This window comes from Acinetobacter sp. Swhac1 (genome assembly GCF_013390985.1).
Lineage (GTDB): Bacteria > Pseudomonadota > Gammaproteobacteria > Pseudomonadales > Moraxellaceae > Acinetobacter > Acinetobacter towneri.
The window spans coordinates 1-23,264 of the sequence record NZ_JACASN010000002.1; the positions used below are offsets into that span (position 1 = coordinate 1).

A 23,264-nucleotide genomic window follows, 5' to 3' on the forward strand; every position below is an offset into this window, starting at 1 on the left:
ATCGTTTGAAGGATAAAAAAAGAATTGGGATTCAGCCCCAGGTTGAAATTTAATACGAGATCAAAGGGGTCAATTTTACTTTGCCATTTGTAAGGTGAAAGGGGTCAATTTTAGAATGCCGTTGACATTGCAGGTATCCCATTGTTTTTATTGCCTGTGATTTGGAAATTCTTGCCAGAATCTTTAACCTTTATTGTCAAAGAAAATAAGCAAGATCAAGCCCGTCCAATCGTAGCGCGTTTAGCACCAGATTTAAAAATTACCGAAGACGCCACTTTTGAATTGTATCAGGTTGGTGTGCCTGAAGCTGCTAACGTGGTGAGCTTGTTCAAACGCGGTCGTGCAGTGAATACTTTATTGTTCTGGTTAGCGTTCTTTACTTGTCTATTAACCATGTATGCACTCAGCAGCTGGTTGCCAAAACTGATGATGGCGGCAGGCTATTCTATGGACAACAGCTTAATGTTCATGATGGTGATGAACGTAGGTGCAGTCGTTGGTATCGTGGGTGGTGGTATTTTAGCAGACCGTTTCCACTTAAAACCTGTATTGATGTTCTTGGGAATCATGGGTGCATTGGTGATGAGCCTCATGGGCTTCCAATCTAATCAATTCTTACTTTACATCTTAGTATTCTTGGCGGGTGCAGCATCTATTGGTTCACAAATGTTGTTGTATAGCTATGTGGCACAATATTACCCACTTGCGGTACGCTCAACAGGTATTGGCTGGTCATCTGCCATTGGTCGTATGGGTGCGATTGTGGGTCCAATTTTAATTGGCGGCTTATTGGGTATGAATTTACCTGCACACTTCAACTTTATGGCAGTAGGTTTGCCAGTGTTGATCACTGCAATTGCGGTTGCCTTGATTATGAGTGAAGATGAAGCTGAGCAAATTAAAGCAGGCAAAGCAGTTGCTGCCAAAGCTTAAACTTGTAATGTGCTAAGTTCAAAAGTCCTCAACCTTGTTTGGGGACTTTTTGATTATGGGGCGTGTAAATAGAAAGTGATGATAGATAAAGTTATATATTCAAGACACAGATAAAAATAAACCCCATCATCCTGACGGGGTTTATTTGTATTTCGTGTTTAGGTATAACTCCTGTCGTACCTCACGATCCTGTCGTACCTCACGATCCTGGTGCTCAAACCTATTAGTGTTGTTTTCTGTTTGGGAAACATCCTGTCTCCTTATGCTTTAAAGAATACCGTAAGCTCAAAATACTGCCTAGCCTCATTTTGCTTCAGTGCATGTAAGCAAAAACTGACAAAGTGATGAATGATACTGACGCTGTTTTTGAGCAAACGATAAAATACCGAGCTTATTTTTGTCCATAAACAGGCGTATACTGATTGCGTGATTGGAGTAAATATGTCTGATTTAGCTGCAGCATCTCATGTTCAGTATGGTACTAAGCCGTTTAAAGCCATTCTTTTTTCGTTGTTTCTAGCTGGTTTCGCTTCTTTTTCGACCTTGTACTGTGTGCAACCGATGATGCCAATTTTGGCCGATTTTTTTACGGTTACACCAACCCAAAGTAGTTTCCCGCTGTCATTTTCTACTGTGGCTTTGGCGATAGGTTTGCTTTTCACAGGTTTTATTTCAGATCGTTTTGGGCGTAAACCTATTATGGTTTTGGCTTTATTTTTAGCTGCCATTTTATTAATTCTGAGTGCCTTACTTCCAATCTGGTCATTCTTTTTAACCACACGAATTTTTATTGGCATTGCTGTGAGTGGTGTAGCTGCGGTCGCCATGACCTATATTGGTGAAGAAATTCGACAGCAAGATATTGGTTTTGCTATGGGGCTGTATATTTCGGGTACGGCCATTGGTGGCATGGGTGGACGTTTAATTGCTGGGGTCTTGGTCGATTTTATTTCTTGGCAAGCGGCAACCTTAATTATTGGTAGTTTGAACTTACTGATTGCAATCACCTTTTATATGTTACTGCCCGCATCGAAAAATTTTACAGCGTATCCGATTCGCTTCTCGCGGTTTAGAGATGCTTTTGTTGCCAATTTGGCAGACCGTAAATTAAGAATCCTGTTTTTACAGGGCTTTTTGCTGATGGGCTGTTTCGTTACTATTTTCAATTACATTAGCTATTATTTATTGGCTAAACCATTTGAGCTTTCTCAAGTTTGGATTGGGGTAATTTCAATTGCCTATTTGGCCGGTATTTACAGTTCACCACGCGCAGCAAGCTGGGGCAATCGTATTGGACGTGAACGTGTGTTGCCTATGGTGATTGTCCTAATGTTGATCGCATTATGGTTGATGTCGATTGCATATTTAGCCGTCGTATTGGCTGCCTTAGTGTTATTTACCTTTGCCTTTTTTGCTGCACATTCTACTGCCAGTAGTTGGGTGTCGATTCAAGCCCTGCAGTATCGTGCAGTGGGATCATCATTATATTTATTTAGCTACTACATGGGTTCAAGTTTGCTCGGCAGTGGTAGCGGATTGATTTGGGAACAATGGGGATGGTCTGGTCTGACATGGGTGATGACTGCAGTCTTGGGTGTGGCGCTTTATGGTACGTGGCGTTTAAAGCTTAAACCAACAGCGCTGCGATAAGCATTCAGGATTATTGCTTTTGGCATATCCGTTTACGCTTTTCTTATTTAGATACAAACTTAGGATATAAAAATAGTTTGCTGATTTTGTGTGTTTTATAATCAAGCAAGATGAAAGGAATTCATGCTAAAATAGTCGGCTTTCATCTTTGATCGACTTTTGATCTTCCACTTCCCAGCCGAGAATTGCAAGCCATGTCTACTGCTTATACTGCTCAGACCGCACCCAAAGCGTTGTTTGATTACGACAAATATTGGGCGTCATGTTTTGAGCCTGCGCCATTTTTGCCGATGTCACGCGAAGAAATGGATCAGCTTGGTTGGGATGCCTGCGATTTTATTTTGGTTTGTGGTGATGCTTATATTGATCATCCCTCTTTTGTATCGGGCGTGATTGGTCGTGTGCTTGAGGCGCAGGGCTTTCGTGTCGGGATCATCGCCCAACCAGACTGGACCAATGTGGAATCTTTTCGGGTACTAGGGAAGCCGACCATTGCTTGGGGTGTTACCGCGGGCAATATGGACTCGATGATCAACCGCTATACCGCAGACCGTAAAATCCGTTCTGATGATGCTTATTCGCCAGACAATCAGCCGAATAAACGTCCTGACCGTGCAGCTACGGTGTACTGTCAGCGTTGTCGTGAAGCCTTTCCAGATGTGCCTGTTTTACTTGGCGGGATTGAAGGCTCGTTGCGTCGTATTGCACATTATGATTATTGGTCGGATAAAGTTCGTCGCTCGATTTTAATGGATTCCAAAGCCGACTTATTGATGTACGGCAATGGCGAGCGTTCGATTATTGAAGTGATGCACCGTTTGGCCAAAGGCGAAAAAATCCACGAAATTACAGATGTACGTGGTACAGCATTTATTATCAATAAACATAACCGTGCGTCTAAAGCTCAATTTGTTGAAATTGCATCTAATGATGTAGACAGCGTAGGCCGTGTCGATCCAATCATCAACCCTTATGTGATGACCGAAGATTTAGACGGTTGTGAGATTGAAAAAGATAAGGGCAACAACCTCGCGCAATATCAAAATTTCCAGAAAGATGTAGTCAGCAATCCAATTGTTCGTGAAGGTGATCAGCTAGATGCAGATACCCAGATTGTGCAATTGCAGCCTGCTTCAAAAGCAATTAAACACAAATTACCCCCACGTGAATTGGCAGTGATTCGTTTGCCTTCTTTTGAGGAAGTGGCGAATGATCCTGTGCTGTATGCGCATGCTAACCGTATTTTGCATTTAGAAACTAACCCGGGCAATGCGCGTGCTTTGGTGCAAAAGCATGGTGAACGTGATGTGTGGTTGAATGCACCGCCTATTCCGTTGACTACGGAAGAAATGGACTATGTATTCGATTTACCGTATGCACGTTTGCCGCATCCATCTTATGGCAATGCACGTTTCCCTGCTTTTGATATGATCAAGTTTTCGGTCAATATCATGCGTGGTTGTTTTGGTGGCTGTACTTTCTGTTCGATTACCGAACACGAAGGCCGAATTATCCAAAACCGTTCTGAAGAATCCATTTTGCGTGAAGTGGAAAAAATTCGGGATACTGCACCCGGCTTTACTGGCATTATTTCAGACTTGGGTGGCCCGACTGCAAATATGTACCGTTTGCATTGTAAAGACCCTGAAATTGAAAAGAATTGTCGTAAACCTTCCTGTGTATTTCCGGGCGTATGTCAAAACTTACACACTGATCATGCACCTTTAACTCAATTGTATCGTAAAGCACGTGAACTGAAAGGCATTAAAAAAATTCTGATTGGTTCAGGTTTGCGGTATGACTTGGCGGTGTTGAACCCTGAATATGTACGTGAATTGGTGACGCATCATGTGGGCGGTTATTTAAAAATTGCACCAGAGCATACCGAAAAAGGTCCATTATCTAAGATGATGAAACCGGGTATTGGTACGTATGACCGCTTTAAACAAATGTTTGATCGTTTCAGTAAAGAGGCGGGCAAAGAGCAATATTTAATTCCGTACTTTATTGCCGCGCATCCGGGAACGACCGATTACGACATGATGAATTTGGCGTTGTGGCTGAAAAAGAATGGTTTCCGTGCCGATCAGGTGCAGACCTTCTATCCATCGCCAATGGCAACCGCTTCGACCATGTATTACACAGGTAAAAACCCACTGGCCAAAGTGGCGCGTTATACCGAAAATGTGGATATTGTCAAAGGCGAAAAACGTCGTCGTTTGCATAAAGCTTTCTTACGTTACCATGATCCAAACAACTGGCCGTTGTTGCGTGAAGCCTTAAAAGAAATGGGACGTGCAGATTTAATCGGAAACTCTAAACAGCACCTGATTCCAACTTATCAGCCGCAAGGCACAGATGGACAGTATCAAACGGCACGTAAGAAAAACTCGACTGTCGCGGGTGATTCACAAAAACGTACGGGGCAAAGTGGTAATCGTGCTCAGAACAGTAATCGTCCGAAGAAAGGGCAGATATTGACTCAGCACACAGGTTTGCCGCCACGTGAAACAGGTGAAAAACGTCCATTTTCACACAAAAAATCTAAGCCAAAATCGAAAGCTTAGTACTTGAAGTTAAGATCCATCAAAAGGCGCTGCAGCGCCTTTTTTGTTTGCTTTTCATTTCATCGGAATTGTCCGACAATCGAATCTGTTAAGCATTGCTTTGTTATTTTTTTGCATGCTATACAGTATTCGTATCTAATGATAAAAACACGCTTAGATGCTACAGCACTTAGACAAAAGGCTGGCTTGTGAAACAAAATTTCTGTTTCTATGATGGTTTTGTCAATGTTTCATGTAGTTTCTTAAATGGAACGTTTAAATATAAAAGCGTGTTATATACTGATTTGATGAAAAAATCGGCATGAAGCCGAAACAACTATAAAAATGATTTTAAGGATTGAATAATGACCATTTATATTTTGATTGGGGTTTTGATACTGATTTTCTTTCTCTTGATGGCGGTTAAGGGCTTGGAAAATAGAGAAAAACCTCAGGACAGTGCACTAAAGCAACGTGCAATTTTTAGCTTAAATGAACAGCTGACGTATACACGTTTGCAGGAAATTTTACCTCAACATATCATCTTGGCGCATGTGTCTTTTGATGCCTTGCTGACCACGAAATTTTCACGTACTCGACATAAATACCGCAATATGATTGCCGATTTTGTGGTGTTGGATGCCAATCATCAAGTTGTTGCAATTGTGGCTTTAGATGATTTGTTGATGTTGAAACGTAGCCGCAATGCACAATACCAAGATGAATTGCTGCGTTTGGCGGGTTATAAAGTGCTGCGTTATGAAGATGTGCCTGAATATCACGAATTACGCGAAGCTTTTGGGCAGTCATCGTCATCTTATGCAGATTTAGATGATTTGGATACTGCCTTAAAGAAGTATGATTTTTTAGCGCATTCTGTACGCCATAAAGTGAAGGTATTGGGCTAAACGCTTGCCGCTAAAGTCACTAGATAGACAATATGAATCAGCATGTCGCCATGACATGCTGATTTTTTTAATTGGCTGTGACTCTTGATTTAATCGTGTCTATTTTACGTTGGGTTGCTATTCAGGTTTGACTGCAACCACAGTCATCTCAACCAAAACGTCAGGATGGTATAACTTGGCTTCTACGCAGGTACGCGGTAAAGCTTGTATATCTGCCACCCAAGCATCCCAAACTTGATTCATTGCGGCATAATCGCGCTCAATGTTTTTTAGAAAAATCATCACCGACATGATGTGACTTTTATCTGTACCCGCATCTGCCAGTAAACGATCAATCAGGGCAAGTGTTTGTTGGGTTTGCCCCACAATATCTTGTTGTGTGTCTTCTGCCAGTTGCCCTGCCAAATGGACTAAATTTCCAGAAATTGCAATTTCAGAATAACGTTTTTGAATATGTAGACGTTGAACAGCCATTGGGTGTAATCCTCGCGCCAAGCGATTAGGTATAAAAAGCGTGAGGTATTATAGAGGCAGGCAAGCACGTGGAAAATATGCAGGCAGTAGTCTGCTTAAAATAAAAAGTAGTTGAATGGAAAATATGAGGAAAAGAGAGATGCGGTATTAAAGCGGCGAAGTGCCAAGCGCAGAGTTGTCCTGTAATCTTCGGATTTGATCGTCACGCCAATCACAGGACAAGTATGCCAAAAGTAATGGTGATTTTTGACATCTCAGCGTATGTACGGATAAATACATCGCGCGCATAGATTACTCTAAAAAGCACAACTGTGAAGGGTAAATTGTCTTATTTTTATTCTTTTGGCTGAAATTTATACAAAAGTTGGCTTTAGTATTCATCGGCAAGTATTGGCTAGGTATGTTTTATGTAGAGCGGGAAGTTTACCGCTTTAAAATCCGTGATATTTATGAGTTGTGATATTTACAGCAAAGATAGTTGTGCTTGCTCATCGGCAGGGCTGAGTTGATACAGACCGACCCCAATTAAACGGAATTGATCCTGTGCGGGAATATGCATTTCGTGAAGCAAAAGCTGCAGGACTTTTTCAAGATCATTTTTAGTTTCAAGAGGCTGTTTAAAACTTTTGCTATGTTGTAAGATCTGAAAATTTTTGAGTTTCAATTTGGCCGATACGCCACGTGCAACATATTGTTTTTTCACTAAACTGTGCCAAACCTGATCAATCAAGCTAGACCAGTAAGCTGCACATTCGGCTAAGTTTAAGTCATCATCAAAGGTGATTTCTTTGGAAATTTGCTGGCGCTCACGTTCTGCCTGCACAGGACGTTCATCAATCCCTTGGGCAAATAAAAACAGGCGTTTTCCATATTTGCCAAAATGATGAATCAACAGGTTTTCTTCAATGTGTTGCAAATCGCCCAAGGTATTTAAATTCAAGCTTTTTAATTTTTCCTGCGTGACTTTACCTACGCCTGGAATTTTCTTTAAGGGTAAGTCCTGAATAAACTGCTGCACTTGACTGGGTTTAATCACGCAAATGCCATTGGGTTTATGCCAGTCCGAAGCAATTTTGGCTAAAAATTTATTCGGTGCGACACCTGCCGAGGCCGTTAAACCTGTACTTTGAAAAATATCTGCCCGAATCCGCATTGCGACTTCAGTTGCACTTGGAATACCTTGTAAATTTTCGGTGACATCTAAATAAGCTTCATCTAAAGACAAGGGTTCAATAAGTGGTGTATAACGCTGAAAAATCTGATGAATTTGTGTGGAAACCTCACGATAGAGTGCAAAATTGGGTTCGAGTACCACCACCTGCGGGCAGCGTTTGCGGGCTTGTGCCATCGACATGGCAGAACGTAAACCAAACTCACGCGCAGGGTAAGATGCCGCGGCAATCACAGCACGAGGATGATGCGAAGCAATCACCACAGGTAAATGCTGCAATTCAGGACGACTGCGCAGCTCAACAGAGGCATAAAAGGCATCCATATCAATATGAATGATTTTCCGCATGGCACAAACTAGATGAAGCGTTTAGATTTCAACAGTATCGCATGTTTAGGAAGTCGGTTGTAGCATCGGAGCAAGCGGATAAGGCGTGTTGCTATTCAGCAAAATCACCTGTGTCGATTGCTGTTCTGCATAGTCGATCAAACGCTGTAAACTCCGTGGGCTATGGTCGGCAATGTGGGGCAAAAACTCTAAAGGGCGCGCTAAAGGCTGGAAAAAATTATCCCAATGAATTGGAATCACGACACGAGGGCGCAACGTTCCCACAGTTTCATCTAAATAATGCTGTTGAAAAGCAACCGATTGTTTAGAGAGCTGTGCAATCCCTAAAAATAAAGTATCTACCTGCAAGTGTTGTAATTGTTTAGAAATCGCGCCTGTACTGGCTTTGACTAAAATGTTCTGTTCAGGATGCTGAATGTAATAATCAAAACTGCCGCCTTCTTTAAATTCATAAAAACGGGCAGGTAAGGACAATGGTTGTTGAATTTGTTCACCTAAATCATTATTCACAGCGGTGGCAGGGGTATGCTGTGATGGAATAGCCGTAATCTTAAACTTTCCAATCTGTATTGGTTGGGCAGGATTGACAAGGCTTAATCGAGATTCAGGAATTGCGGCACCACGGGCAATGTTCAAACTACTTTCTGAACCGATGATTTGACTGTGTTTGAGTTGCTGCGCCAAAAATGGCAAATCTAGCGTGTGATCATAATGCGAATGGGTGATCAAAATCGCACGTGTGCGTTGTAATTGATGCTGTTGAATCAACTTGTGCAATAAGGCTGGTTGGCTGTCTAACTTGTTCCACATGACTTGTGCAAGAGAGGGGCGACTAAAAAATCCATCAATCAGAATTTGGTTTTCACCATCATCAAACAATAGGGTAGATACGCCAAAATAATGTACTTTTAAGTTGGCATTTGCGGTTTTTGTTGAATATTGCCATGCGGAAAATTGTTCTAGTTTGCCTGCGGGTTGTAATAGGTAAAGCAGTGCGAATCCTGCACAAATGCTGAGCGTAAGCGCAGCCCAAAGCAGTCCTTTCATAATTTTCATGACGGTACTTTTTTATTGTGATGCGGCTATCTTGTTATTTTTTCTGGTTCGGTTCAAGTCTTGCGGGTTGAATCGCGTTGTCTGTTAAAAAACGCTGCCATTGTTTGCTATTGCCATAAAAAACATTCAGGTCAACAGGGCTGTGAATACCTTTTATTTGACCCTGATTGGTATGTTGCCAAAATAACCATTTTGGCTGACCTGCCAGTTGTGGTTCACCCTGATATTCTCTGACCCAAAGTGGTGTTTGCTTAAAGCTTTCAGTTAATACCATATTGTAAAAGGCTTTAGATACATAAAAAATCGGTTGTTTTTCATAATGTTGATATAGCGCATCATGCATGATTTGAATTTCGCGCAGTAACTGTTCTTTGGTATAGGTATTGATGCAGTTGCTGTCATACTCCAAGTCAATTACAGGTGGCAAACTGTCGGATTTTTTTGGAACAGTCGCAATAAAGTTTTCTGCCTGAATTGCTCCATCACGGCATAAGCGATAAAAATGATAGGCGCCGACCAAAAAGCCATGTTCACGGGCTTTGAGCCAGTTATCCTGAAATTTACGGTCTTTAAAATCGCCCCCTTCGGTGGCTTTTAAATAGACAAAGGCATATTTTTGTGGGGAAATTTTATGCCACTGAACATCGCCTTGATGATGTGACACGTCAAAGCCTTGAATTGGATATTCTTCGGTTGCCGCAGGTTGTTGGCGCAACACACCCAAATACAATAAAACCGCCAAAACAGCACTGCCAAGCATCGCAATGGTCATACGATAGTGCGGTGTAAAAGCTGAGTTTTTAGCTTGATTGGACGGTTTGCGCATGTTGAAAAAGCTTCGCGGAGCAAAGTCATATCATAACGCGCAGTGCGGTGTAGCACCATGCGCTTTCGGTAATGGCGTTTTAAACAGCCGTGTGTTTGGGGATACTCCAAAACACTAAAAATGCCAAAATATTTAATACACCCAAACAAATTAAAGTGGCATGAAAGGCACTGACTAACTGTTCTGCGCCGTAATAGGCACTAAACATATTCACCAAAGTACCTGCCAATGCCACGCCAATACTCATCGACAGCATCATAATCATTGATAAAAAACTATTGCCGCTGCTGGCATCTTGTTGAGGTAAATCTTTGAGCGTAAAGGTATTCATACCCACAAACTGCAATGAATTAAGCACCCCAAATATAAAAAAATGTAAGGCACGTAACCAAGTCGCAGTTTCAGCAGTGGTCAGCGAAAAACTGGCAATACACGCCCCGACCAATAACGTATTGGTCAGTAAAAACTGCCGATAGCCAAAACGTTGAATTAAAGGCCGAATAATTGGTTTAGATACCAAAGAACCAAGCACAGTTGGAATCATCATCAAACCCGTGAGAAACGGTTCAAAACCAAAAGCCACCTGTAGCATGATTGGCATGATAAAAGGCATGGCATTGCCCCCGAAGCGGGCAAAAAAGTTACCTAAAATACCAATGGCATATAAGCGATTTTTAAATAAATCGCTGCGAAATAAGGCATTTTGATGAGTATGGGCATGGCGGGCATAGCATGCTGCGGCAATACCGCCAGCCAAGATTAACGCTAAATTCCAAAGCAGATTATGTTGTGGGTTGGCAAAATTTTCGATGCCTAAAGATAAGCCCGCCATCGCCACAACTAATAGGATAAACCCGAGAAAATCAAAGTTTTTAACTTCAGTTTCAGTCACATTTGGCATGGCTTTGATACAAATCCAACAGCCCAAGATGCCCATAGGAATATTGATCAGGAAAATCCAGTGCCACGTGGCGACTTCGACCAACCAGCCACCCAGCGTTGGGCCAATTAAGGGGCCAATCAACCCTGCCAGACTCATCAGGCTCATGGCAGATAAAAACTGGGTGCGTGGAATAATTTTTAACATCGCCAAGCGCCCGACAGGCAAGAGCAATGCGCCACCAATACCTTGAATCACCCGATAAAACAGTAATTCATTCAGACTCGCTGCTGCAGCACAACCCAAAGAGGCAAGGGTGAAAATGATAATCGCTGCAAAATAGGTGTTGCGTACTCCAAAACGATCTGCCAGCCATCCACTTAATGGAATACACGCTGCCACCGAGAGCACATACGCCACCACAACACTGTGCATCCGCAGCGGGTCTTCCTGCAGGCTATTCGCCATTGCAGGGATTGCTGTATTCACAATGGTGGTGTCGAGCGCCTGCATAAAAAAGCCAATTGAAACTAGAAATACCAAAAGGCGGTATTCAGGATGCAGGGCTTGATGGGTCGGTGTTTGGTTCATAACTCGGCAAAATGGACATTTGGTCTAGTTTAAACCATTTTGCAATCTAACGGATTGCATCTGAAAAAACATGAAAAGTGTTTGAAAATTCAAATAAATGCCATGAAATTGTCATTTATTTGTCACCGATTATTCACTTTGAGTTTGTAAGTTGGGTGCATTTAGAAAAATGATGAGTAATTTATGAAAACGAAAATTTCTGCATTAATGTTGGCTTTATTGTCTGTGGGGATGGTGGGCTGTAATGATAATAATGATCCTATTCCTGTAAAAGAAGAAGTTGTTGAAGCAACACCTACAACAATTAGTTTGGAGCGTTTAGGGGAATACGATGCACAAGTTTTTGGTGCGAGTGCTGCGGAAATTCCTGCTTATGATGCTGAAAGCAAACGTTTATTTGTAGTCAATGCGAAAAATGGCGTGGTCGATGTACTGGATTTAAGCAACCCAAGTGCACCTGTTAAGCTGAACAGCTTGGATGCCAAGACTCATTTAGCGAATTCTGAAGTCAATAGTGTTGCGGTACATCAAGGTATTGTCGCTTTAGCTGTTCAGGCAACACCTAAAACTGATAAAGGCATCGTGGCATTTTTTAAAGCCAAAGACCTGAGCTTTATCAGCAAAGTTGAAGTCGGTGCATTGCCTGATATGTTGACTTTTACTCCAGATGGCAAAAAAGTCTTGGTTGCCAATGAAGGTGAGCCAAATGAAGGTTATAAGATTGATCCAGAAGGTTCAATCAGTATTATTAATCTAACTGACATCAACAAGCCTACTGTAAAAACTGCAGATTTTCAGGCATGGAATACACGTAAGCAGGAATTGCTTGATGCGGGCTTGCGTATTTTTGGGCCAAATGCGACTGTCGCACAAGATTTAGAGCCTGAATATATTGCGGTGAGTGACGATGGTAAAACTGCTTGGGCAAGTCTACAAGAAAACAATGCTATTGCTGTGATTGATTTGATTCAAGACCAAGTGGTCGATATTTTCCCCTTGGGCTATAAAGACTTTGGCTTAGCTGCAAATGCTTTAGATGCTGGTGATCGTGATTGTGTTGTTGGTAAACAAGACTATAACGGTAAAACGATTACAGCCTGTGCTAAAAATGAGGGGATGATTAATATTCAAGCTTGGCCAGGCTTATACGGCATGTATATGCCAGATGCAATTGCGCAATATCAAGCCAATGGACAAAGCTACTTGGTCACTGCCAATGAAGGTGATGCGCGTGAATGGTTGGTTGATGAAGACTTATATTTTGGTACGGATGAAATAACTCAGGGTTATGCAGAAGAAATTCGTGTTAAACACTTATTCAATAATAAAGGCTTCAGTACCAATGGCGATTATGCAGCGCATTTACGTCTATTAAAGTCAGGGGTTAAAGGCGCAAAGCTTGATTCAAACGTATTTAAAGCATGTACCACTACAGATGCCAATGAAGTTTGTGCAGATAATTTAATTAAAGATTCACAATTGGGTCGTTTGACGATTACTTGGACGCAAGGTTACAAGAAAGATACAAATGGTGAGCCTGTGCTAGACAGCGATGGTTTCATGACCTATGACAAACTATATGCTTATGGTGGCCGCTCGTTCAGTATTGTAGATCCTAAAACCAAAAAAATTGTTTGGGACTCAAAAAATGACTTTGAACGTAAAGCTGCTGAATTATTTCCAGAATACTTTAATACCAATCATGAAAAATTAAGTATAGATGATCGTAGTGACAATAAAGGCCCTGAGCCTGAAGGCATTGCTTTAGGTAAAATTGGTCAAAAAACTTTTGCCTTTATTGGGTTGGAGCGTATGGGTGGCATTATGGTGTACGACATTACCCAACCGACACAAGCATCTTTTGTTGAGTATTTTAATGATCGTAAGTTTGGTGAAACCCGTACATCTTTCGATGCAGAAGGTAATGAGGTTACCGTTGAAAATTCAAATCTCGGTCCCGAAGGTTTGATCTTTATTGCAGCCAAAGACTCGCCTAACGGCAAGCCACTGTTAGTTGTGGGTAATGAAGTCAGTGGAACTACTGCTGTGTACCAAATCAAGTTTAACTAACAGCATTGCAAAATTAGAAATCTATTAAAGAGGGCACTTTGGTGTTCTCTTTTTTGTGCTGTAAAAACCAATGAACAGTGAATTAAAAAAAGCGAGTCACCGACTCGCTTTCACTTTCATTTTTATTGCTATTTCATGTAGCTAAAAAAGTTCAACCCACAAAATGACGTGGAGAATCCAAATTCTTCAAGGCATTAATAATTTTATGGGAGTGGTTACATACAATTAGTTTAGCGCGGTGTTGTGGCGGTAAAAAACCTTCGTGCACCGCATGATCTAACTGCTGAATCAGCGCATCATAAAAGCCATTTACATTATATAAAATCATCGGTTTTTGGTGCTGATTCAATTGCCCCCAAGTGGCAATTTCCAAAATTTCTTCAAAAGTACCCAAACCACCTGGCAACGCCACAAAGGCACTGGCGCGATCTGCCATCATCGCTTTACGCTCATGCATACTTTTTACTACGTGTAATTCGGTTAAATTGCTGTGGGCAATTTCATAATCCAGCATAAATTCAGGAATTACTCCCACCGCTTGCCCACCATGTTGCACAACGGTGTCAGCAACCAAACCCATTAATCCAATACTCGCGCCGCCGTAGACCATACCAAAGCCTTGCTCGGCTAGTTTTCTTGCCAGTTGTACTGCTTTTTCCTGATAAATCGGGTTATTGCCAGAGCGCGAACCACAGTACAGTGCCACCAAAGGTTGAGAGGTTTGAGGAGATGGATTATTGATATATTGGGTCATTCTTAATTCGCTATTCATTTATTTTCTTCACCATAGCATGTTCTTTTTGTTGGCTCTAGCTTAGTACTCAAATATGACAAACCCGTCAGTATGCAGTGTTCAATTTGCAAAGATTTGTGAAAGTGCTGCATTGGCGTGGATGATGTCGCAAAAAGGGGATGAATCTGAGCGCAAACTTTCCTATACTCAAAGCTTGTCTGACAACTATAGAATCGTCATGGACAGTGGCAGTAGTCGCACCGAACGAATATTTTTAAATTACATGCTGTGCCAACCAGAGCAAGCAAACTTATCTTTTCAGTGTCATCGCCGTGTGGCACGTTTGACCCATGATATTCAGGAGAAGAGCGCATGATCTTTGAATGGATGTCTGACCCCGCTGCGTGGGTTGGGTTATTGACCCTGATCGTACTCGAAATTGTATTAGGCATTGATAACTTGGTGTTTATTGCCATTTTGGCAGAAAAGTTACCGCCAGAACAACGCAATACGGCACGGGTGGTGGGCTTGCTTCTCGCCTTGGGGATGCGCCTGATTTTACTCGCCTCTATCGCGTGGGTCGTCACTCTGACCCAACCACTGTTTCATATTTTTGAACATCCTTTCTCTGGACGTGACCTGATTTTACTGTTTGGTGGTGTGTTCCTGTTGTTTAAAGGCACCATGGAACTGCGCGAACGCATTGAAGGCAAACCAGCACTAAAAGAAGAAAACCCTGTGCACGCGACTTTCTGGATGGTGATTGTGCAGATTGTGGTGCTAGATGCGGTGTTCTCACTCGACAGCGTGATTACCGCTGTGGGCATGGTGCAGCATTTATCGGTCATGATGATTGCGGTGATTATCGCCATTGGCATTATGTTGTGGGCCTCTAAAGCGCTCATGGACTTTGTCAATAAGCATCCTACCGTGGTGATTCTATGCCTGTGCTTCCTGATGATGATTGGTTTCTCATTGGTGGTGGAAGGCTTTGGTTATCACATTCCAAAAGGCTATTTATATGCCGCCATCGGTTTCTCGGTGATGATTGAATTCCTGAACCAAACCATCCGCAGAAATCAGGAAAAAACCGTGACCACCACCGATTTGCGCTACCGTACTGCTTCGGCTGTGATGCGGATGTTAGGTGGCAAAAGTCAAAATACGGCAGAAAGCAGTCATATCAATGAAGATGTTTTAGCTACCCGCGCCTTTGCCGATGAAGTCTTTGATGCTGAAAATGGCGTCTATCACAGCGTGATGGTACAAGGAGTGTTGGGCTTATCTGAGCGTCCTGTAAAGTCGGTGATGACGCCACGCCCTGAATTGGAATGGATTGATTTAGACGAAGATGATGCTTCAATTCGCAGCCAATTATTAAGTATGACCCATTCACGAGTGATTGTGGCACGTGGTGAACTGGACAATATTTCAGGCATTGTCTTAACCCATAAAGTTATGAATCAATACATTGAAACAGGTGTACTGGACTTTGAAACACATTTGCGTGAACCCGTAATTGTGCATGAAAATGCCCAAGTTTTGATGGTGATGGAGCAATTGCGTCAAGCACCGCTGCAAATGGCGATTGTGCTGAATGAATACGGCTCGATTGAAGGCGTTGCCACACCCATTGATATTCTGGAAGCAATTGCAGGTGAATTCCCAGATGAAGATGCACTCGAAGCCAGTGCTGAAAGTTTGGAAGATGGCACATTATTGCTAGATGGTTCCATTGATATTCGCCACGTATCTTTATTATTAGGTCGTGATTTGGTGGATGAAAGCGAGCAATATTCAACTTTATCAGGCTATATTTTATTCCATTTGGGACGTTTGCCTGAAAATGGTGAAAAGCTGCTTTCCGATGGTTATGTTTTTGAAATTGTGACCATGGATGGACATAAAATTGAAAAAGTGCATTTGATTCAGCAGGAATCTTCAAGCGCATCATAAACTGAGTGCCAAACTGTATTTCAGTCTTGTGCTTCCGCTAAAATAGCCTGCATTGTCAGGCTGTTTTGGGGCTGTTGCCATTGCAAATATAGACGAAGTGTCAACAGACCCTATTATTGATTTAAATTTCTGGAATTTTCTATGCATCACTTGGCATGTCCGTGCGGGCAAGGCGATTATCAATACTGCTGCCAACCTTTACACGTAGGGCAGGCACATGCGGAAACTGCAAGCCAACTCATGCGTTCACGCTATAGTGCTTTTGCCTTACAACAAATTGATTATATTGTGCAAACCACTGCGCTAGGACAACAGGCAAGTCTGGATGTTGGCGCAATTGCAGATTGGAGCAAGTCGAATCAATGGTTAAAGCTCGAAGTGCTGAATAGCAATGAAAAGTTAGATAAAAGCCATGCCCAAGTTGAATTTAAAGCCCATTACCATGATGCTAAGCAGGCGCAAATTCACCATGAATTTTCCCATTTTGTGCAACATCAGGCACGCTGGTATTTTCTAGATCCGACCACAGGGCAACAGCCGACCATGAAACAGCCGTGTATTTGTGGTTCGGGTAAAAAATTTAAGCAATGTTGTGCGCAATTTTTATAACTTTATCTTGGTTTTTCGCTTATTATAACGCGCATCTATTGGCCTAGTGAAAGAAGGGCAAGTCCATGTTGTTGTTGGTCATTTACTTAATCGCGATTACCGCAGAAGCGATGACAGGCGCATTGTCTGCAGGGCGTCGCAGCATGGACTGGTTTGGTGTCACCTTAATTGCCTGTGTCACCGCATTGGGTGGTGGTTCGGTGCGAGATGTGTTATTAGGGCATTATCCACTGACTTGGGTCAAACATCCTGAATATTTGGTGCTGACCTGTATTGCAGCTTTTATCACCATTTTAATTGCCAAATGGATGCGTCATTTACGTTCCATTTTCTTGGTGCTCGATGCTTTAGGCTTAATTGGCTTCACTATTATTGGTTGTCAAATTGCTTTGGAAATGGGGCATGGCTTTGTGGTGTCTGCCGTTGCAGGCGTCTTAACAGGTGTGTCAGGTGGGATTCTGCGTGATATTCTGTGTAACGATGTGCCTTTAGTGTTCCGCCGTGAGCTATATGCCAGTATTTCTTTTGTGTCCGTGATTTGCTATTGGTTGTGTATCGAAATCGGTTTGTCGCTTGAATTGACCGTGATCTCAACACTTGTTTTTGGTTTTACTTTGCGTTTGATTGCGATTTATTTTGGCTTAGAAATGCCTAAATTTATTTATCAGGACGATGATGAACATTCAGCATCCTCTAAAGATGAAACCTAATTGGTTATAAGAATTGTATTGAATATCTAAATAGAAGCGAACCGATCACCAGATCGGTTTTTTAATGCTATCCACATCCTGTCAACTCATAGTATAAAAATACAACAGCAGTTGTGTTTTAGCCCATATCCTTTTAGCCAACTTAAAGAGTGTGTTATGGATTTAGTTTCGCGTGTGCAACGTCTACCCATTGGAAAATTCCACTATAGCCTACTGGTGGTGATTGGTCTGGGCTGGATGTTTGATGCCATGGATACAGGACTGATCTCCTTTATTTTGGCAAAGATGGCAGAAGACTGGAGCATGACTCCTGCCGAAAAAGGCATGGTGGTGTCAATTGGCTTTGTCGGAATGGCCATTGGGGCAGTCTTTTCGGGCGGTCTGGCTGATAAAATTGGACGGAAAACCGTATTTGCTACAACCTTGGTGATTTACAGTCTAGCCACGGCCGCCTGTGCCTTTGCACCGAATTTAACTTGGTTGCTGGTCTTTCGCTTTATTGTCGGTTTGGGTTTGGGCGGGCAACTTCCCGTAGCAGTCACTTTGGTCAGTGAGTACATTCCTGCGCATGTGCGTGGGCGTTTTATTGTATTGCTGGAAAGTTTTTGGGGCTTGGGGTGGTTGTGTGCGGCATTGGTTTCTTATTTTGTGATTCCAAAATTTGATTGGCACACAGCATTTTTAATTGGTGGTTTGCCTGCTTTATATGCCTTAGTCATCTGGAAAAAAGTCCCTGAATCTATCCCTTATCTGATCAATCGTGGTCGCATTGCCGAAGCACATGCACTGGTACAAAAGTTTGAGCGTCAATGTGGAGTTGAGGTCATTGAACACATTGAAGTTCAGCCTGTTTCCGCCAAACAGCATATTTCTTTTATCCAATTGTGGTCGGGGCCATTTGCGCGTCGTAGTTTAATGCTGTGGCTGATTTGGTTTGGTATTGTTTATTCCTATTATGGCATTTTCACTTGGTTGCCTAGTCTGTTGGTGCAGCAAGGCTACAGCATCGTACAGTCATTTGAATATGTGCTAGGCATGATTTTGGCACAATTACCTGGTTATATTGCAGCCGCCTGGCTGGTCGAAAAATTAGGACGCAAAGCCACACTGGCAGGTTTTATTGGCATGTGTGCCTTATCGGCGTACTTCTTTGGTCAGGCGGATAGCGTGGCGATGATCATGTTCTGGGGCTGTTTGATGTCGTTCTTCAACTTGGGCGCGTGGGGGGTGCTATACACTTATACCCCTGAACAGTACCCAACCAATATTCGTGCTTTTGGTTCAGGTTGGGCCTCGGCCATTGGACGCATGGGCGGTATTGTTGCCCCAATGGTGGTCACACACATGATGGTCATGCAAAATGGTTTTAGCTATGTCTTTATGATGTTTACCGCGGTTTTATTGGCCGTTGCCTTAGTGATTGTGGTGTTGGGTGAAGAAACTAAAGGCAAAACTTTAGAGTCGATAGGTTTGTAAAATGACTGCAAGCCATCGTATATTTTGCATTGCTGTTTTTTATAAAATGAATATTTTTACGGCATAAGACACAAATTGTCGCAGAGCATCCTTACTAGCCCTTGTGCAGGATGCTGCTGCGGCATAGCATAAGCCGATTGATACAAAAACAAATGATTTAGGACGACAGGTTTTATGACAAGCCTTGCGCATCATGCAACAGAAAACCGTTCCGTAGCAGAATTTACTGAACGTGCATACCTTAACTATGCCATGTACGTGATTATGGATCGTGCATTACCCCATATCAGCGATGGTTTAAAACCTGTACAGCGCCGTATTGTGTACGCCATGAGTGAGCTTGGACTCAAACACAGTGGCAAACCGAAAAAATCGGCACGTACCGTGGGGGATGTATTGGGTAAATACCATCCGCATGGCGATTTTGCTTGTTATGAAGCTATGGTGTTGATGGCGCAGCCGTTCAGTTATCGATATCCATTTATTGAAGGACAGGGCAACTGGGGGTCACCCGATGATCCTAAATCCTTTGCGGCCATGCGTTATACCGAAGCCAAACTATCGCAATATAGTGAAGTACTTTTGGCTGAATTGGGGCAAGGTACTTGTGATTGGCAAGATAACTTTGATGGCTCATTAAAAGAACCTGTCAATTTGCCTGCGCGCGTACCGAATATTTTGCTGAATGGCACCACAGGTATTGCAGTAGGGATGGCCACCGATATTCCACCGCATAACTTGCGTGAAGTGGTGAAAGGCACAATTGCCCTGATTCGCAACCCAAATTTAACCGATGAAAAAGTTGCAGAATATATTCCTGCACCAGATTTACCGACCAAAGCTGAAATTATTACCCCGCCTGAAGAATTGCTGAAAATGCAAAGTACAGGTCGCGGTAGTTACCGTATGCGTGCGGTGTACAGAATTGAAAAAAATGAAATCGTGATCACAGAATTGCCGTATCAGGTTTCGGGTTCAAAAATCATTACTCAAATTGCTGATCAGATGCAGGCGAAAAAATTGCCGTTGGTGAGTGACGTGCGTGATGAATCTGACCATCAAAACCCAACTCGTTTGGTGATTGTGCTGCGTTCCAACCGTATTGATGCCGAAGCAGTGATGAGTCACTTATTTGCCACGACCGATTTAGAATCGAGCTATCGTGTCAATATGAACATGATTGGCGCAGATGGTCGTCCACAGGTGAAATCAATTCGTCATATTTTGCTGGAATGGATTGAGATTCGTAAAAATACCGTCACACGTCGTTTGCAATATCATCTCAATAAAATCGAAAAGCGACTGCACATTTTAGCAGGTTTGCTGATTGCCTATTTAGATATTGATACCGTGATTCGGATTATTCGTGAAGAAGATCATCCTAAAGCCGAGTTGATGGCACATTTTGGTATTGATGAAATTCAGGCCGAAGCCATTTTGGAATTAAAGCTACGCCATTTGGCCAAGCTTGAAGAAATGGAAATTCGCCGTGAACAAGAAGAATTAGAGGCACGCGCAGCCATTATTCGTGAACAATTGGCCAATCCTGAATCGTTGAAAAACTTAATTATCAGTGAGTTAAAAGAAGACGCGAAAAGGTTTGGTGATGATCGTCGTTCACCTATTGTATTGCGTGCCGAAGCGACTGCAATTAATGAACAAGATATGCTACCTGCCGATCCTGTAACGGTGGTGTTGTCTGAAGCAGGCTGGATTCGGTGTGCTAAAGGGCATGAAGTTGATGCGGAAAATCTGAACTTCCGTGCGGGTGATCAATATCTCAGTCATGCACAAGGCAAGTCTAATCAGCGCGTCTATATTTTAGATGATACGGGGCGTAGTTATGCGTTGCCAATTAATAGCCTGCCTTCGGCACGAGGTTTGGGTGAACCATTAAGTTCAAAACTTGCTCCTGCCAGTGGTGTTGGCTTTAAACAATTGCTGATTGCCGATGATGAGGCTGAAATTCTAGCAGTCAGTAGTAAAGGTTATGGTTTTAAAACACAGGCCAAACAGTTAGATACCAGTGCTAAAGCAGGTAAAGCATTCCTGTCTTTGCCTGAACAATCGACCGTGATGAACTTGCAAATGATTGAACACGCGAGTCATGTTGCACTGCTCAGTTCAGCAGGGCGTTTACTGGTGATTGAGCTGTCAGAATTGCCAATTTTGAACAAAGGTAAAGGTAATAAATTGATACAACTTGAGGAAAAAGATCAGTTGGTGTCTATGTTACCTTTAAGTTTAGATGAAACAATTCAAGTATTTGCAGGACAGCAACAACTCAAACTCAAAGGTGATGATTTGCTGAAGTATGTGGCGAAGCGCGGCACGAAAGGTCATCTCTTACCACGCGGTTACCAAAAAGCAAATAAACTGTTAATTCAAAGATAATACTAGCGTTTTTTAAGCAAAATACGTTATATATGGTTTGTGTTCGTGAAAATGGATGCAATACAGGGCATAAACAAGCAAACAACGACGTCTTGTATTGAGAAAAATAGTTTAAAACTAAGGATTACTGATTGGAGAAATTGGCATTATGGAAAAGATTTGGTTTGCTGAATACCAAAAGACGGGAATTCCAGAAACTGTAGAACTGCCTGCAGAAAATACGTCACTCGTAGACATTTTTGAACGTAATTTCCAAAAATTTGGTTCACGTGATGCCTTTATCTTTATGGATAAAGTTTTAAGCTTTAGTGAACTAGAAGAAGCTAGCCGTAAATTTGCAACTTATTTACAAAGTTTAGGTTTGGCACCAGGCTCGCGTGTTGCGGTGATGATGCCGAACGTACTTCAATATCCAGTAGTTGCATTAGGGGTGTTGCGTGCAGGCTTAGTATTGGTGAACGTGAACCCACTTTATACTTCACGTGAGTTAGAGCACCAATTAAATGACTCTGGTTCTGAAGTTTTAGTGATTATCGAAAACTTTGCATCGGTTTATCAGGCAATTATTGGTAAAACTCCTGTGAAGCATGTGGTTGTTGCTTCTGTGGGCGATATGCTAGGTGCATTAAAAGGCACGTTGGTGAATTTTGTTTTACGTTCAGTGCGTAAGCAAATTCCTGCATGGAACATTCCGGGTCACGTTAAATTTAACGCAGCAATGTCTAAAGTAAGCCCAAGCAACTACAAACGCCCAAGCTTAACTTTAAGTGATACGGCTGTGTTGCAATACACGGGTGGTACAACAGGTGTATCTAAGGGTGCAGAATTAACACACCGCAACCTTGTGGCAAACATGCTGCAATGTGATGGTATTTTCCAGAGTAAATTCGGTGCACAAGATGGTCAGCCAGATGACCGTATTTTCTGTGCATTGCCGCTGTATCACATCTTTGCATTCATGGTGTGTGCGCTTTACGGCATGTACAAAGGTCAGGCAAACGTCTTAATTCCAAACCCGCGTGACTTACCTGCGGTGATGAAAGAATTACGCAAATATCAACCAACTTTCTTCCCTGCGGTGAATACTTTATTCAATGCGCTTGTGAACAATGAAGAGTTTAAACAGCTTGATCACAGCAAATTGAAAATGGCGATGGGCGGGGGTATGGCAGTATTACCATCAACTGCTGAAGCATGGAAAAAAGTGACAGGCACTAACATCATTGAAGGTTATGGCTTGTCTGAAACTTCGCCAGTTGCAACGGCAAACCCGCCTGCATCTGAAGAATTCACTGGCACAATTGGTATTCCATTACCATTAACTGAAGTGGCTATTTTGGATGATGACGGCAATGAAGTTGCACTGGGTGAGCAAGGTGAAATTTCAATCCGTGGTCCACAAGTCATGAAAGGCTATTGGAACCGTCCAGATGAAACCGACAAAGTCATGATTAATGGTTTCTTCCGTACAGGTGACATTGGTGTTATGGATTCACGCGGCTATGTGAAAATTGTAGACCGTAAAAAAGACATGATTTTGGTATCAGGTTTTAACGTTTATCCATCTGAAATTGAAGAAGTGATTGCGAAGCATCCGAAAGTATTGGAAGTGGCTGCAATTGGTGTACCAGATGAAAAATCAGGTGAAGTGCCAAAACTGTTTGTGGTGAAAAAAGATCCATCATTAACCACAGAAGAAGTATTAGCATTCGCTAAAGAGAACTTAACTGGCTATAAACGCCCACGTTATGTGGAGTTTATGGATGAATTGCCAAAATCGAACGTAGGCAAAATCTTGCGTAAAGATTTGCGTAAAACTGCGTAATTCATTCTGCTTTGAAATAAAAACGCCCCCGAAAATTCAGGGGCGTTTTTTTATATGCTTAGAAAATTGATTGCTTCTTGTTCAACATAGATGAAGTATTAACAGACC

At 42.3% G+C, this 23,264-nt stretch carries 17 protein-coding genes and 1 pseudogene; 12 read left to right on the forward strand and 6 right to left on the reverse strand.

What is annotated here, in order from left to right; genetic code table 11:
* Positions 1-126: 126 nt before the first annotated feature.
* The 4 genes and pseudogenes from HX743_RS01095 to HX743_RS01110 all read left to right on the forward strand — a co-directional run.
* A pseudogene (locus HX743_RS01095) lies at positions 127-933 on the forward strand (MFS transporter); the annotation flags it as partial.
* Between the two features lie 441 nt (positions 934-1,374).
* Positions 1,375-2,583 (forward strand): MFS transporter, encoded by a 1,209-nt coding sequence (locus HX743_RS01100; RefSeq protein WP_178318290.1) that lies wholly within the window; start codon positions 1,375-1,377, stop codon positions 2,581-2,583.
* Positions 2,584-2,777: 194 nt separating this feature from the next.
* Entirely contained in the window at positions 2,778-5,150 is a 2,373-nt protein-coding gene (locus HX743_RS01105; protein ID WP_178318291.1) for a YgiQ family radical SAM protein, read from the forward strand.
* Between the two features lie 344 nt (positions 5,151-5,494).
* On the forward strand, positions 5,495-6,037 hold the full coding sequence (locus HX743_RS01110; protein ID WP_178318292.1) for a DUF2726 domain-containing protein: 543 nt from the start codon (positions 5,495-5,497) through the stop codon (positions 6,035-6,037).
* A gap of 117 nt (positions 6,038-6,154) precedes the next feature.
* Here the strand turns inward: HX743_RS01110 and HX743_RS01115 are convergent, their stop codons facing one another.
* From HX743_RS01115 to mdtD, 5 genes are all read right to left on the reverse strand, one after another.
* Positions 6,155-6,511: a RidA family protein gene (locus HX743_RS01115; RefSeq protein ID WP_070154775.1), complete on the reverse strand. Its 357-nt coding sequence runs from the start codon at positions 6,509-6,511 to the stop codon at positions 6,155-6,157.
* A gap of 463 nt (positions 6,512-6,974) precedes the next feature.
* Positions 6,975-8,030: a DNA polymerase IV gene (gene dinB / locus HX743_RS01120; protein ID WP_167845693.1), complete on the reverse strand. Its 1,056-nt coding sequence runs from the start codon at positions 8,028-8,030 to the stop codon at positions 6,975-6,977.
* 45 nt (positions 8,031-8,075) lie between these two features.
* Positions 8,076-9,086 carry an MBL fold metallo-hydrolase gene (locus HX743_RS01125; RefSeq protein WP_178318293.1) on the reverse strand — a complete coding sequence of 337 codons (1,011 nt, stop codon included), beginning with the start codon at positions 9,084-9,086 and terminating at the stop codon, positions 8,076-8,078.
* Between the two features lie 34 nt (positions 9,087-9,120).
* The gene (locus tag HX743_RS01130) at positions 9,121-9,912 is read right to left on the reverse strand and encodes a GH25 family lysozyme (protein ID WP_178318294.1); all 792 of its coding nucleotides are present in this window, start codon (positions 9,910-9,912) and stop codon (positions 9,121-9,123) included.
* A gap of 79 nt (positions 9,913-9,991) precedes the next feature.
* Positions 9,992-11,383, reverse strand: coding sequence for a multidrug transporter subunit MdtD (gene mdtD, locus HX743_RS01135; protein WP_178318295.1), 1,392 nt, complete (start codon positions 11,381-11,383; stop codon positions 9,992-9,994).
* A gap of 183 nt (positions 11,384-11,566) precedes the next feature.
* Between mdtD and HX743_RS01140 the strand changes: the two genes are divergently transcribed.
* The gene (locus HX743_RS01140; protein ID WP_178318296.1) at positions 11,567-13,453 is read left to right on the forward strand and encodes a choice-of-anchor I family protein; all 1,887 of its coding nucleotides are present in this window, start codon (positions 11,567-11,569) and stop codon (positions 13,451-13,453) included.
* A gap of 151 nt (positions 13,454-13,604) precedes the next feature.
* On the opposite strand, the gene HX743_RS01145 is transcribed toward HX743_RS01140, so the two are convergent.
* Positions 13,605-14,225, reverse strand: a complete 621-nt coding sequence (locus HX743_RS01145; protein WP_096902251.1) for a TIGR00730 family Rossman fold protein — start codon at positions 14,223-14,225, stop codon at positions 13,605-13,607.
* Positions 14,226-14,349: 124 nt separating this feature from the next.
* Here HX743_RS01145 and HX743_RS01150 point away from each other — a divergent pair, with 124 nt between their 5' ends.
* From HX743_RS01150 to HX743_RS01180, 7 genes are all read left to right on the forward strand, one after another.
* The gene (locus tag HX743_RS01150) at positions 14,350-14,562 is read left to right on the forward strand and encodes a hypothetical protein (RefSeq protein WP_165492541.1); all 213 of its coding nucleotides are present in this window, start codon (positions 14,350-14,352) and stop codon (positions 14,560-14,562) included.
* On the forward strand, positions 14,559-16,142 hold the full coding sequence (locus HX743_RS01155) for a TerC family protein (RefSeq protein WP_178318297.1): 1,584 nt from the start codon (positions 14,559-14,561) through the stop codon (positions 16,140-16,142). The genes HX743_RS01150 and HX743_RS01155 overlap by 4 nt, the downstream gene beginning before the upstream one ends.
* Before the next feature lie 141 nt (positions 16,143-16,283).
* Complete coding sequence (locus tag HX743_RS01160) at positions 16,284-16,751, forward strand: YchJ family protein (protein ID WP_178318298.1); 468 nt, start codon at positions 16,284-16,286, stop codon at positions 16,749-16,751.
* A gap of 65 nt (positions 16,752-16,816) precedes the next feature.
* On the forward strand, positions 16,817-17,461 hold the full coding sequence (locus tag HX743_RS01165; protein ID WP_004975638.1) for a trimeric intracellular cation channel family protein: 645 nt from the start codon (positions 16,817-16,819) through the stop codon (positions 17,459-17,461).
* Between the two features lie 156 nt (positions 17,462-17,617).
* A complete protein-coding gene (locus HX743_RS01170; protein ID WP_178318299.1) occupies positions 17,618-18,937 on the forward strand; it encodes an MFS transporter in 1,320 nt (439 codons plus the stop codon).
* Positions 18,938-19,111: 174 nt separating this feature from the next.
* Entirely contained in the window at positions 19,112-21,331 is a 2,220-nt protein-coding gene (parC, locus tag HX743_RS01175; protein WP_178318300.1) for a DNA topoisomerase IV subunit A, read from the forward strand.
* Positions 21,332-21,479: 148 nt separating this feature from the next.
* The gene (locus tag HX743_RS01180) at positions 21,480-23,156 is read left to right on the forward strand and encodes an AMP-binding protein (RefSeq protein WP_178318301.1); all 1,677 of its coding nucleotides are present in this window, start codon (positions 21,480-21,482) and stop codon (positions 23,154-23,156) included.
* Positions 23,157-23,264 lie beyond the last annotated feature (108 nt).